Genomic DNA, 15,171 nt, shown 5'->3' with positions numbered 1-15,171 from the left:
TAATTAATTACCAATATTTATTTGAAGATAGGTTCTAATTTCCCATTCTTGTCCATTAGGGAAACCTACGGCTGTAGGATCTGGAACTATATTTCCTGTTACGTCTACTATTTGGGTTGGATTGTATCTATTAGAATACTGATCTAGTGAACGCCATGTTCCTCTAAAACCAATTCTAGTTCCAGGAAGAATAAACCAATCTTGCTTTCCTATTCCGAAAGAGATATCTGTCATAAATTGCATTGGAAAAGTTAAATTGAAATCTCTATGATAATCATAAGCACCCCAATCGTTTATTTTCAGAGACGAATTCAATTTCATTTTTTTGTACAGCAATCTTAAATCCGAACCAAATCGTTTAATTGTTCTTGGATTACTTCCATTACCTTGTGATGGACCACCGTAAACGCTAGCTATAAAACCCAAATCTGTACTTAATTTCGATACAATTCTTACATTTGTTTCCCATAAGTCTTTAGCAGGAGCAGCACCTGGAAATGCAAAAGCAGTTCTATTTGCTAAGAAACCTATAGCTGCATCTTGAGTAGTAGAAAAATGACGGAAAACAAAACCTGCGCTTATTGCAAACTTAGCATCTTCCGATTTATCATTATCCCAATCGTACATCCAAGTTCCTGGAGTTTGATCATAAGTTAACAATAACTCTCCTGATAATTGTTTTCTATTTCCTCTTACTATAAAGGGATCGTCTACAATGTTTCTTGGTCTGCCACCTATGGCATCAGTTGTAACTGGTCCTTCAAGAGGTTCTTGCCATAAAAAGTTAGGTGCAATTTGTAATTTACCTACATTATAAGTTGCTCCTGTTAAAAAATTAAATTGATTGCCACTTCCGCTTTCTTTTAATCTCCAACCTGTAAAAGTTTGTGTTAGATCGGCACCACCATTAGCTACTAATCCTTGAGCTGCAGCTTGTCCGTACCAATTGAATTTTCCACCAGTGTAAGTGATTTTGGTTTTTGCACCAAAGTTATCTTTAGATTCTATTTGATTTAGATAAGCTTGATTGCCTCTCATAACTTGATAATCTCTTCCATTAAGTGGTTGTCCAGCCCAAATACCTCCTAAATCAAAACTGAATTTGCCAACTTTTCTGTTTACATGCAGAGTTAATTTTCTTGTTTTTGGTTGAGGAAAAGCAATAGAAGTACTGGCAAGACCTTGTTGTTCTAAATCTTCATGAAAAACTCCCGTTACATCAAAATTATAGATTTTTTTAGTATATTTTAATAATACTGCTGGATTTGCTCCCCACCATAGTTGTGGTCCAAAAGCCAATTTAAAACCACTAAATACCTTCTTTCCTTCGATTTCAATACCTACTGGAGCAACGCCAGCATAAATATCAAGATTAGGACCGTAATTAGCCTCAGGATACAAACCAAAGAAATCGCCTTCGTAACCCCAATGATAGTGACCGGTTCTATAAAAACCATTTAAACTAAATAATTTTTCATCCCATTTATAACTTGCTCTATATACTTGAACTCTATTGTTATCGCCTATAGTTAAATTACTTCCATTACCATTTACAACAACTGGTGCTCCTCTATTTTCAAAAAATATTTCATCAATTGGATTAAGCGCTACATTACCTAAAATATTGAATTCTACATTGGCTGTCATGTTTGAAGTTGGATTCCCTTCTACTCCAATAAAGTAGGATTCCATGTGATCAAAACCAAGTTGGTTAGGTCTTGAAGTGCTATTTGCCGCAGCTGTACTTGGGGTTGTTATGAGTTCACCCCCAGTATTAAAAGTAGTTAGTTCAGCTGATAATCTAGAGAATTTTATTTTTCCGCCCATCTGACTGTTTAAGGCAGCTTTATCACTTCTTGCTCTGAGGGTTGCATCCATAAGTTGCACACCGTCAACATGACTCGCAAGACTTGACAAAGAAGCTCCATTTGAATAGGGATTAAACTGATGTACTTCTTTTAAAATATAATAAGCAGATCTAGGAAATAACTGATAATTTCCTGCTGCATTTGTTGGTCCTTTTGCACAAATTCCAAACCACTCTTCATTCATATTGTTTTCCCCTTTTGCAAAGTCAAAAGCATATCCTCCATTGGACCAAGAAGCATTAGAATCATGAATATCTAGATTTTTTGTTTGTCCAAATTTCCACCATCCATCGCTAAATTGAAAAGTAAATCCTCCAAGTGAATTACCTGCTTTTCCCATTCCAGCTGCATTTTCATATATTTCTTTCCAGTTAGCTTTGAGAATGGCTGCTTGACCGTTTTGATCTTCGGAATTAGAAACTGCATTAAAAGCATCTGAACCGAATTCTGTGAATAAAACGGGTTTACCGTATTCCTTTTTTACTCTATCGTATAAATCACCAAATGAATTTCCACGATAAACATTAACTCCCAAAATATCAACATCTTTACACTCTTGAGCAATAATATCTAAAAATAATAAATCACCATTACATATTGCCACTGGGTGAGAAGAATCAATTGACTTCATAGCTACAACAGCTTGATTAAATAATGAATACATATATTCAGCACGTTTTGTAGACTTTCTATCTTTAACGGGGATGTTTTCAGTTTCCGCACCATCCCAAAATAAACCATAGTTATTTTCATTTCCCAGTAAGAACAAAAGCAACCCTTTAGTATCTTTATATTCTGCAGCCATGTCCTTGACTTCTTTCAAAAGTAAACTTTGAGTTTTCGCATCATCATATTCAGTAGTTGGAACCCAAGATCCGTCAATTGTTAAACCATATCGTCCAAATGAATGATTTAACATCGTATAAATACCGTATTTAGTGTAGACAAATTCTATCCATTTTTTTGGCATTCCGGTGTAAACTCTTATTGCATTTACACCCATATTTTTCAACAATGACATTTCATCATCTAAGGCTTGTTGTATTACACTATCTGGTTGTGTCCACAAGCTGTAACTGTAATTTGTTCCAATAGGAAAATAATCCCAGTTCATACCATTAATAAGGAGGTCTTGACCATTTACATTGAGTTTCATTCCAGCGTTACTCTTGTCTATTTTCACTACATCTGCTTGCGCATGTAAAGTCAATGAAGAACTCCAAAAGATTAATAAAACAATAATTTTTTTCATAATAAAAATGGTTGAGTTAATGTTAAATAAAATTATAAATACGGGTTGTGTTTAATTTTGTATTTCAGAAGGTTAAAATTATCAGAAACAACTAATAATATCACAAAACGAACCACTACAAAAAACATACAATGCAAAAAAAAGTGAATTAATTTTTAGATTATAAAAAAAAATGACGGATTTAGTGCGGAATTAGGAATTAAATATATTGCATAAAGTGATACAACCTTAATAAAGAATATTCATGTTGTGGTAATGTATAGGTGATTGTGGATTAAAATACTTTAACTATACAGATAGGATGTATTCAACTAGTCCTTGTTCGTGTGGTAAATCCATTTTTTTACGCAATCGGTATCTTTTTATTTCTACACTGCGCACCGATATATTTAATAATGGAGCAACTTCTTTTGATGAAAGATTGAGTCTCAAGTAGGCACAAAGTCTCAAATCATTGGGAGTTAAAAGTGGGTGTTGCAGTTTTACTTTTTTCAAGAAATCTTTATCAGCATTATCAAATGCTGCTTTAAAAACATTCCATGAATCATCTTCGGTTATGTTTTTATTTATGGTTCTAATAACTGATTTAATTTTAGGATTATCTGTGGTCGAAGTATTTTTTAGATCGTCTTTTATAAAAGCCAATAATTCATTTTTGCTGTTTAAACTCATATTAGAAACCGCTAACTCTCTGTTTTTCTCATCGACATCATGTGCAAGTTGTTCGTTTTCTAGTTTCATAAATTGTTGCTCTAATTCGAGTTCTTTTATCTCTAGCAACATATTATTTTCTTCGATTAATTTTTCTCGCTGCTTTTGATAATAATTTTGATACGCTTTATTTATAAAATGTATCATAATTAACAACATAATTATATAAATAAAAATTGCCAAGTTGGTTTTATAAAATGGTTTAAGTATGGTAAACGAATAGGTGGCAATATTATCGAGATTCGAATTTGCAAATTTAGATTTTACTTTAAAAACATATTTTCCTGCATTTAAATTTTTAAAATTCACTGTAGGCTTTGAACTCCATTCACTCCAATCCTCTTGAAATCCGATTAAAGCATACTGATATTCTGCGTTAATATATTTATTGTATTCAGGAACAGAATAGCTAAAAGTAATATTGTTTTCATTATATCTATAATTCCCTTCTTTTTGAATCAAACTATTTACAGAGCTTTCATTTAATTTATTTGTAGCAATTGATGTGATAGTTACGGTATAGTTTTTAATGCTTAAATCGCTTATGTCCAAAATAAAGTAGCCATCACTAGTACCTATAAGATAATTGGAATTAGCCATTTGCGAAATATTTTCATAACCCAGCATTGTATTAGATAATGATGCCGGAATAGGAATAACGTTATGTTTGAGTTGATTGCTTAGCTTGCTTTTAGAAAAATAATGAATGTAGTTTTTTGAAAAAAACCAAACTTTATTAGAGTTATCCTTTATTAATTTACCCGACGTATATTCTGATTTCTCTAGAACTGAACTTAATATGTTGTCTTTTTCAAATTTTTTAGTTGAATTGTTCAATTTAAAAATCCCTTCTTTATATGCATAATAAATGCTATTATTGAACTTGACAAGACTAGCATTTTTCCCTTTTGTAGGCTTCGAAAAAGTGGTAAAAGGAGCTGTTGTTTTAAGCAATTTATTGTCTAGTTGTAATCTAAAAACGCCTTTATACTCATGACTTACATATACCTCTAGAGCATTTGTAATTTCGAAATATTTTGACGAATACTTAAACCCAGTTACTTTGTTTCTAAAAATCCATTGATTGTTTATTTTAGCCAATACCGAAATTCCATGATAAGTTCCTTGCAGCAGTAATCCGTTTTGTCCAGGAACAGTTTCGAATTTCCAAGTTCCTGTTATTGGAGAGATGTTTTTGGCAATGGAATTTTCAACGATAAAAGTACCTGAATCATGTCCGCAAAAAAGTGTATTATCATGTTCAAATAAAGACCAAACTTGACCTTTGGTTCCACTAATAAATTTAAATTTCTCATTACTCAAGTAGGTTTTGTAAAACAACCCTTGATTGGTACCAATGTATAATATATTCTTAAATAGTTTAGATGCATAAACGGTTCCAAAATTGCCAGATTCATCAACAAAACTCTTGACTGGCGATTGCATATTGATACAGTTTATACCATTATCTAATCCAATCCAAAGATTTTTATCACTATCCTCATGCAAAGACAAAGCAGTATTGTTACTCAATCCTGCAACTTGGGTAATATGGTATTTGATTTCTCCATTTTTTGATATAATAAAAACACCATCAGATACAGTCCCTATTGCAATACTTCCTTCAATAAGCATCTGACTACTATAAACTCTATTTGTAGATAATGCGGAATCAGCCTGAGTTAAAAATTTAGTCAAAACACCATTTGAGAGCTTATAAAAACCATTAAATTCTGTCTGAATCAAAAGCCCTTCCTCAATATTGAAAACATTAATAATTCGATTGCTTCTCAAAATAGGATTATCAGAAACTAGGCTACTGGTTCCGCTTTCTATTTCAAATAATCCGCCATTAACCGTTTGAAAATAAATTGCGTTTGCAGTAATGTAAGATTTAGTAATTTTGCTTTTTGGGGCTAATATTTTAAATTGATTTGTATTAGTATCATAAATATAAATCCTATCTAATGATTGAAAAATAACCCATTGATCATAATTTAATATATTCCAAAATTGTTCATCGTCTAAAAGCTTGTTTTTCAAAGTCTTGCTTAATGACGTGTATTTAAGTTGCCCATCACCTCTTCTTTTCCAGTAACCAAATTCCATATAGCAACCAGTATAGATTTTATTATCTATAACTTTTACAGAACGAATTATGGTTTCATTAGGCGAAGGATATAAAGTCCAACTCGAACCATTAAATTCTAATAATCCTTCATTATTTGCAAAAAAAATGAAATTATTTTTATCCTGTGATATCATCCAATTTTGATTTCCAGCACCATAAGTATTGGAATCGTATTTTGAAATAGGTGGCAACTCTTGTGAATAAAAAAAAGTACTTATCAAAAAGAGTGTAAAAAATAGTTTTGTTTTCAATTTATTTCTAATGTTAATTAATTGGTAAATCTAAATTTAAAAATACAGATTTTTATTGAATTAGTACTATTCTAATCAATAGAATTTAAAAAAAATATTTTAATCGTTTTATACTGAATGATAAACAATAAAATTTTATGATTTGTTTAACCCAGACAATAATATGAAAATGATTGGTTATTAAAACTAAAATATAAATGCAAATTAATCTAAAGCACAACATCAAATTTAAATAAAACCTTTTTTAAAATAGATCTTACAAAAATAGATCAGGTATAGTTTTTATATCATTTTCAATCGATGCAGCAGCGAATTTTATTTATAAATTTGACAAAACATAAATTAGGAAATTAGACCATGAAAAGAAAAATAAATAGATTTAGCACTACACCTATCTTAATTTTTTTAATATCAATTTTATATGCAACTATCTCAAATGCACAGTTTGTAAATCTTGGAGGCGGAAGTTATACAACAACTTTTCCAGGAACAGATGCAGCTGGTAGAAATTCCTATCCATCAGGAACTCCTTATTTGAGTGGTAATGCCATAGGAAAACCGGTTCCTACCAGTGACTGGTGGTCTACTTTGATTAAAAATGGTGCCGCTTCAAACCTTTTTAATTATCCATTCACAATGAAAACTACAAACACTGGTTTGGTGGTAAGTTATATTCCCACTGGTGTGATTGATGATTTGTTACCATTTATAGTAGGTATAACCGGAATGAATGCTCCGAACACCAAAGTTTCTGATTATTCGGATTGGACTGTAACTATGGATTGGAATGATGGAACTCATAATTTTCAAGCCACCTCAGGAGTTGGAATGCCATTTTTATATTTTACAAAAAAATCTACAGACGTAGCTCAAATCACTATAAACTCTGGAACAGTTGTTATTTCAAACGAAATGTTACTTGCTACAAATGTAAAAAATGGAGCCGATTTTACAGTTTATGCTCCTCAAGGAAGCACTTGGACACAAAACGGAGCTGTTTACACTTCAACTTTGAATGGCAAAAATTATTGGTCAATGGCCTTTATTCCACTTACAGCATCGAATGTAACTACTGTTGCAAATGAATATAAAAAATATGCTTACGTTTTTCCTACAAAAACAACCGCAACATACACTTACAACGAAACAACTTCGGTTTTGCATACTGATTTTAATGTCATAACAGATGTAAAAGAAGGAACCGAAACCAAAATGTTGCTCGGTTTACTTCCGCATCAATGGGCACATTTGGCTTCAGGCTCACCAGTTCCAGATAAATACAGTTATGCAATCATAAGAGGCGAAATGAAAACAATGGCGGGCAATAGTTTTAGTGTCGAAAATACTTTTCATGGTATACTTCCTACTCTTCCTTATGTTGATAATTATAGTAATGGTTTTACCCCAACAGCTCTAACCGAAAAAATTGAATCTCTCGAAAACAGTTCGATGGCAACCTGGACGGATTCCTATAATGAAGGCCAAGTTTTCAATCAATTAATGCAAACCGCACGTATTGCAAATGAAATGGGGAATTTTACAGCTCGTGACAAGATGTTAACGACCATTAAAACCCGACTTGAAAACTGGTTTAAAGCCGAAAATGGCGAGATAGCTTTTCTATTTTATTACAATGCTACATGGAGTTCGGCAATAGGATATCCTGCAGGATATGGGCAAGATAGTGGTCTAAATGACAAACAGTTTCATTGGGCCTATTTCATTCAGGCGGCAGCATTTGTAGAACAATTTACTCCTGGTTGGGCAGCTCAATATGGCGGAATGGTGAATTTGTTAGTTCGTGATGCAGCCGCTTATGACCGCAACGATTCCATGTTTCCCTATTTGAGAAATTTCAATCCTTATTCTGGGCATTCGTGGGTAGATGGTTTTGCTAATAATCCACAAGGAAATAATATGGAATCCAGTTCAGAAAGCATGCTTTTTAATGCTGCATTGATACAATGGGGAGAAGCATCAGCTGACAAAACTATTCGGGATTTAGGAATTTACCTTTATACGACTGAACAAACAGCAATCGAAGAATACTATATGGACACCAGTGATCGAAATTTTCCACCTTCACAAAATTTCAGTCTTGTATCCCGTGTTTGGTCAAACAGTATCGATAATGGCACCTTTTGGACTGGAGATATTGCTGCTTCTTATGGAATTGAACTATACCCAATTCAAGGAGGTTCACTTTATTTAGGTCAAAATACTGCTTATGTTACAAAACTATGGAACGAAATAGAGGCCAATACTGGTATTCTAAGTAATCAAGTAAACCCTAATTTATGGCACGATTTAATGTGGGAATATCTCGCTTTTATTGACCCGCCAAAAGCCATTGGATTGTATAATTCCTATCCGAATAGAGAAATAAAATTTGGAATTTCAGATGCACAAACTTACCATTGGTTGCATGCAATGAATGCTTTGGGACGAGTAAGTCCTACTATTACTGCAAATTGCCCTACTGCTGCAGCCTTCACACAAAATGGTCAAATTAATTATGTAGCGCAAAATTATTCGAATGCCCCAATAACAGTTACTTTTTCTACAGGATATCAATTAGAAGTTCCTGCTCGAAAAATGGTCAGCAGTTTAGATTCTAAAATATCTGGGGTAATTACATCTTCTTTCCACGAAGCATCTATAAACGGAAGTGTAAAATTAGATGTTGTTGTTTCAGGTGGAAATCCAATCAAAGTAGAATTTATGGATGGAACTACTTCGCTTGGAATCGATACCACCGAACCTTTTACTTGGGATGCAACAAACTTGGGTCTAGGAATGCACACTTTTTATGCAAAAATTTACGAAAATACTATTAAATTTAATGTTACCAATAGCGTAAATGTTCAGGTTGGAAATCAATTACCGTTTGATGGCAGTCCTTGGTCAATACCTGGAACAATAGAAGCAGGGAAATTTGATAGCTTTGAAGGTGGAAAAGGACAAAACATAGCGTATTTTGATACCACTACTGCAAACTCTGGCGACTACCGTTTGAACGAATATGTAGATTCAAAAACTAATGCTTTAGAGGGCGAAACTGTGGGTTGGCTTGCAACGAATGAATGGTTAGAATACACTGTAAATGTTTCACAATCAGGATTATATTCCTTTGCTTTCCGTTATGCGTCTGGCAATAATTCTGGTGGTGGACCATTTCGTTTAGAGCTTGATGGACAAATAATTTCACCTAATATTACTGTGCCTTCAACCACATCTTGGAATATTTGGGCAACAAAAACTATTCCAGGTATTGCATTAACTCCAGGTCAACATATATTACGTTTAACTTTCTCTTCTGGTGAATTTAATCTAGCCAAAATGACTTTTGCTAGGACTGGCGATTTGACACAAAGTTACCCAACCGCTATTTCAGGAAGTAAATTAAAAGTACTCTTACCCCTAACAAATGCTGTGCTTGATGGGTCAGCTAGTACTGAATCTGCTGGGAAAATATTGACTTACAAATGGACGCAAAACTATGGTCCAACTGTTGTTCTATTTTCAAACACAACTGTTTCTAATCCTACAATTTCTGGCTTGGCTGAAGGTATTTATAGCTTAAAATTGACCGTTACCAATAGTGATTTACGATTTGATGATGATGAATTAATAATTTTGGTGACCAATACGGCAAATGCTACACCAACTGTTTCGATAATAACCCCTTCAAATAATGCCACATTTACCGAAGGAAAACCAGTTACTATTACTGCAAATGCAAGCGATTTTGACGGAACGATTCAAAAAATAGATTTCTATCAAAACAACATATTAATCAGTACTGATGAAACATTTCCATACAATGCAACATGGAATCCTCTAGCTGGATCGTATGTTTTAACTTCAAAAGCTACAGACAATCTTGAAGCTGAAACTATTTCACAAAATGTAAATGTTACTATTGCAACTTTAATGGCTTGTGTCGAATCGTCTGCTGTTGCATCGCAAGGTTCGTTCACTTTAGGTTACAAATCAACATTTGAAACGGTTGGTACGAACGTGTATATAACATTTGAACTTTTAGATACAGACAAAGCAGGAGTAATTGCTTATTTATGGAAACAAACTCCTTTTGGCGAAACTGCAATGAATAACATTTCAGGAAATATTTTTAAAGCAACTGTAAGCGGACAAACTTTTGGAACAACTATTAATTATGCTTGTAAATTTGCTTATAATGGAGGTTTATCAGTCACAAAATACATAAGCTATGTTGTGGGGACAAATTGTGGAAACTTAAACGATAGTCAAGCACCTACAAATTTCACAGCAAGTATTGGCAACATTACGGGCACTTCAGTCGAATTATTGCTTAACGCAGTAGAAAATTCAGGAACAGTGGTTTATACTATTTCTTATGGATCAAATTCAGCTTCAACATCAGGCAATTCTGGAGTCGAAAAATCATTTATAATAAACGGTTTAACACCAAATACAAATTACAATTTCAGTATTACAGTAAGAGATTTGGCTGGAAATCTTTCTTCCAATAATCCAATTCTACTCAACGCAACTACTACAACGACTACAAATACAGGTTGCAGTGGTTCGACTACTGAAGCCTCGGAAGGTTCCTTTAGTTTAGGTTATAATTATACTTTCCAGACCATTGGAACTGATGTTAAAATCACTTTTGAATTAATGGATAATAAGTCAGATGTAATTGCTTATCTACGGAATCAAACACCATTTTCAGAAACACCCATGACAAAAGTTTCAGGAAAGATTTTTACAAAAACTTTAATTGGGCAAACTGTTGGTTCAACTATTAACTATGCTGTTAAATTTGCTTTTGCAGGTGGATTATCAGTAACAAAATATTATTCTTATTTAGTAGGAAACAATTGTGCTTTGGGAGTGAAACCAGATCATAAATTTAAAAATGTTTTCTATCCTAATCCAGTGCAAAACAATTTGATTTTGGAATTGACTGACCCCGAAAATAGAATTACGCTAACCGATATATTAGGTCGTAAATTGATGGAATACTTCGTGCCTACAAATTATAGTTTAGATATGAGCTCTCTTAAAAAGGGTGTCTATTTTTTAAAAGTTGAAAACTCTAATGGAGTTCAAAATCAAAAAATAATTAAGGAATAGATTTTATTATTTTCAAAAAAAAATTACATCTCGCATTGAGATGAAATACAGGCATGCTCAGTTCGAATTGCAAAAAACAGTCTTATTATAGAAAATTTGTGATTCGTTCAACACCTGTTCTCATTTCAAAAATGATTACTTTTGTGAAAATCCAATTTTTGTATGCCAATTGACCTTTCTACACTCGATCCAAAGAAAAATATAATCATCAAAGGAGCACAAGTTCACAACCTCAAAAATGTGGATGTTGCGATTCCCAGAAACAAATTAGTGGTCATAACAGGACTTTCGGGTTCGGGGAAATCAAGTTTGGCTTTCGACACTTTGTACGCCGAAGGACAACGACGATATGTAGAAAGTTTATCTTCGTATGCACGACAATTTTTGGGTAGATTAGATAAACCAAAGGTGGAATACATCAAAGGAATTGCACCTGCCATTGCCATCGAGCAAAAAGTAAACACGACTAATGCGCGTTCTACAGTAGGAACTTCGACTGAAATTTATGATTATATAAAATTATTGTTTGCTCGAGTAGGAAGAACTTTCTCCCCAATTTCGGGACGAGAAGTCAAAAAAAATACGGTTACGGATGTTATTACAACTGTAAAAAAACTTGAGATAGACAGTAAATGGTTGCTCCTTGCTCCTATTCATTTAGAAAACGGTAGAGCTTTAGAAGATAAATTGAAAGCTTTGCTCAATCAAGGTTTTTCCAGAATATTAGTTAATAATGAAACTGTTCGTTTAGACGACTTCTCTCTCGAAGTTTCGGGAGCGATTGAAGGGACAAACCAACATTCGTTAGACAATAAAGACGTATTAATTATTATTGATCGAATCGTGGTCAATCCAGAAACTTCGGGAGAAGAGGAATTCTACAATCGCCTCGCTGATGCGGTGCAAACTGCTTTTTATGAAGGAAAAGGAATTTGTCATTTGCAGGAATTAAACACGGACAAACGCTATACATTCAGCAATAATTTCGAATTGGATGGCATCACTTTCTTGGAACCTAATGTTCATTTGTTTAGTTTCAACAATCCGTATGGTGCTTGCCCGATTTGTGAAGGCTACGGTAATATCATTGGGATTGACGAAGAATTGGTTATTCCCAACACTTCTTTATCAGTGTATGAAAATGCGATTTTCCCTTGGCGCGGCGAAAGTATGGGTTGGTTTCGGGACGAATTAGTCAACACTGCTTACAAGTTTGATTTCCCTATTCACAAACCTTTTTTCGAACTAACGGAAGCTCAAAAAGAGCTGGTTTGGACAGGAAATAAGTATTTTCAAGGCTTGACTGCTTTTTTTAAGGAACTAGAAGAAAAAAATTATAAAATCCAAAATCGGGTAATGCTTTCGCGTTATCGTGGCAAAACCAAATGTCATTCCTGTAAAGGAAAACGTTTGCGAATTGAAGCTTCTTATGTGAAAATAAATTCAAAAACCGTTTCGGATTTAGTTGATTTGCCAATAAAACACTTGGTTACTTTTTTCGAAAAAATCGATTTGGATGTGTATGAAAAGCAAATTGCCAAACGATTGTTATTGGAAATCAACAACCGTCTTTCGTTTTTAACAGAAGTGGGTTTAGATTATTTGACTTTAAATAGAAATTCTGCGACACTTTCTGGTGGTGAATCACAACGCATCAACTTGGCGACTTCCTTGGGAAGTAGTTTGGTGGGTTCGATGTATATTTTAGACGAACCCAGCATTGGTTTACACCCAAAAGATACCGAACGTTTAATCAAAGTTTTGCAATCGTTACGTGATTTGGGCAACACCGTTATCGTAGTCGAACACGATGAAGATATTATGAAAGCTGCCGATATGATTATAGATATTGGTCCAGAAGCAGGAACTTTTGGAGGCGAATTAGTCGCACAAGGAACTTTTAGCGAAATCTTGAAATCGACTTCTTTAACAGCCAAATACCTCAACGGAGAACTCGAAATCAAAACACCTCGCATTCGCAGAAAATGGAGCAATTATATTGAAATTCTCGGTGCAAGAGAAAATAATTTGCAAAATATAGACGTCAAATTTCCTTTGGAATGTTTGACTGTGATTACGGGTGTTTCTGGAAGTGGAAAAAGCACGTTGGTCAAAAAAATTCTGTTTCCTGCAATACAGAAAAAGCTCGATGGCGTTGGCGAAAAAGCGGGACAATTCTCTGAAATGCGTGGCTATTATCACAAAATCCAACATATTGAATACGTGGATCAAAACCCGATTGGAAGAAGTTCGCGTTCTAATCCCGTGACTTATATCAAAGCTTATGACGATATTCGAGAATTGTTTGCCAAAGAAAAACTATCGAAAATTCGCGGTTATCAAGCCAAACATTTTTCATTTAATGTAGATGGCGGACGTTGTGAAACTTGCAAAGGTGATGGAACTATCAATGTCGAAATGGTTTTTATGGCCGATGTGCAATTGCATTGTGAAACTTGCAACGGCAAACGATTCAAGAAAGAAGTCTTAGATGTTACTTTTGACGGCAAGAACATTCACGATATTCTAACGATGACAGTTGATGATTCGATTGCGTTTTTTGCTGATAACAAACAAACCAAAATAATTCAAAAAATACAACCTTTGCAAGATGTTGGTTTGGGTTATGTCCAATTAGGGCAGTCTTCCTCTACGCTTTCTGGCGGAGAAGCGCAACGGATCAAACTGGCTTCGTTTTTAGTAAAAGGTGCTACGAAAGAAAAAGCACTTTTCGTTTTTGACGAACCCACAACAGGATTGCATTTTCACGACATTAAAAAACTTTTAGCTTCGTTTGAAGCCTTAATCGATAAAGGACATTCGATATTAGTAATTGAACACAATTTAGATTTAATAAAATGTGCCGACTGGATTATTGATTTAGGTCCAGAAGGAGGCGAAAACGGTGGACTATTACTCGCAGAAGGAACTCCCGAAGAAATTATTAAAAACAAAAAATCGGTTACAGCGAAGTATTTGAGAGAGAAACTGAAAAAAAATATTTAATTTCGTTATTTACAAAGATTTTTGTAACATTTTTAATCCTTTGTATACTTATAAAAATAATTAAAACTAAAAAACTATGAAAACATTAAAATTATCCTTTGCAATCTTGTTATTTTCTGTAGCGACCACTTCGGTTTTTGCTCAAACTGCAGATGAAATTATTTCGAATTACATCACAACTATTGGTGGAGCCGAAAAACTAAAAGCTCTTAAAGGGGTTAAAATGGAAATGACTTTAAATCAAGGTATGGAAATACCTATGGAAATAGTCCAGTTAGCCGGTGGTAAAATGTCTATGAAATTTAATATACAAGGAAAGGAAATTACACAATTAGCATCTAATGGTGTTACAGTTTGGAGTACTAATTTTAATTCCATGAAAGCTGAAAAAGCAGATACAGAAACCACTGCTAATGCAATTTTGAGTAATGAAGATTTCCCGGATGCAATGTTAGATTATAAAGCTAAAGGATATTCAGCTGAATATATTGGAAAAGAAACCAAAGAAGGTACAGAGTGTTTTAAAGTAAAATTTACAAAAAAACCAATTTCTGTTGATGGAATAAAAGTTGAAGATGTAACTTACTATTATTTTGATACTGAAAATTCATTACCAATTTTAACTGAAACCGAAATTAAACAAGGACCACAAAAAGGGCAAAAATCAATTTCAACAATGAGTGATTATCAAGAAGTTGAAGGGATCTATTTCCCGCATTCAATGCTTATGTTCGGTACACCAATCAAAGTAAAAAAAATAACTTTAAACCCAGTTGTAGAAGCCAGTTCCTTTGAATTTAAAGCAGAATAATAAATATAACAACATAATCC

Annotated in this window: 5 protein-coding genes; 3 read left to right on the top strand and 2 right to left on the bottom strand. The window is 33.7% G+C overall.

Features of this window, described 5'->3' with window-relative positions:
* Positions 1-3: 3 nt before the first annotated feature.
* On the bottom strand, positions 4-3,120 hold the full coding sequence (locus tag RMO53_RS10230; RefSeq protein WP_310380260.1) for a glycosidase: 3,117 nt from the start codon (positions 3,118-3,120) through the stop codon (positions 4-6).
* 288 nt (positions 3,121-3,408) lie between these two features.
* Positions 3,409-6,213, bottom strand: coding sequence for a triple tyrosine motif-containing protein (locus tag RMO53_RS10225; RefSeq protein WP_310380258.1), 2,805 nt, complete (start codon positions 6,211-6,213; stop codon positions 3,409-3,411).
* A gap of 357 nt (positions 6,214-6,570) precedes the next feature.
* Here RMO53_RS10225 and RMO53_RS10220 point away from each other — a divergent pair, with 357 nt between their 5' ends.
* The 3 genes from RMO53_RS10220 (at position 6,571) to RMO53_RS10210 (ending at position 15,151) form a co-directional block, all read left to right on the top strand.
* The gene (locus tag RMO53_RS10220) at positions 6,571-11,334 is read left to right on the top strand and encodes a glycosyl hydrolase (protein ID WP_310380256.1); all 4,764 of its coding nucleotides are present in this window, start codon (positions 6,571-6,573) and stop codon (positions 11,332-11,334) included.
* A gap of 162 nt (positions 11,335-11,496) precedes the next feature.
* Positions 11,497-14,340, top strand: coding sequence for an excinuclease ABC subunit UvrA (gene uvrA / locus RMO53_RS10215; RefSeq protein ID WP_310380254.1), 2,844 nt, complete (start codon positions 11,497-11,499; stop codon positions 14,338-14,340).
* A gap of 76 nt (positions 14,341-14,416) precedes the next feature.
* The gene (locus RMO53_RS10210; RefSeq protein WP_310380252.1) at positions 14,417-15,151 is read left to right on the top strand and encodes an outer membrane lipoprotein-sorting protein; all 735 of its coding nucleotides are present in this window, start codon (positions 14,417-14,419) and stop codon (positions 15,149-15,151) included.
* Positions 15,152-15,171: the final 20 nt, after the last annotated feature.

Source organism: Flavobacterium sp. (assembly GCF_031409475.1).
In the GTDB taxonomy this organism is placed as follows: Bacteria; Bacteroidota; Bacteroidia; order Flavobacteriales; family Flavobacteriaceae; genus Flavobacterium.
Note: the sequence above shows the minus strand (reverse complement) of the source record. Positions and strands in the feature narration are given on the sequence as shown.

What these genes read in the sequence shown, in the direction of transcription:
- RMO53_RS10230 (WP_310380260.1), bottom strand. Translation starts at nt 3,120, where the DNA reads ATGAAAAAAATTATTGTTTTATTAATCTTTTGGAGTTCTTCATTGACT.
- RMO53_RS10220 (WP_310380256.1), top strand. Translation starts at nt 6,571, where the DNA reads ATGAAAAGAAAAATAAATAGATTTAGCACTACACCTATCTTAATTTTT.
- uvrA (WP_310380254.1), top strand. Translation starts at nt 11,497, where the DNA reads ATGCCAATTGACCTTTCTACACTCGATCCAAAGAAAAATATAATCATC.
- RMO53_RS10210 (WP_310380252.1), top strand. Translation starts at nt 14,417, where the DNA reads ATGAAAACATTAAAATTATCCTTTGCAATCTTGTTATTTTCTGTAGCG.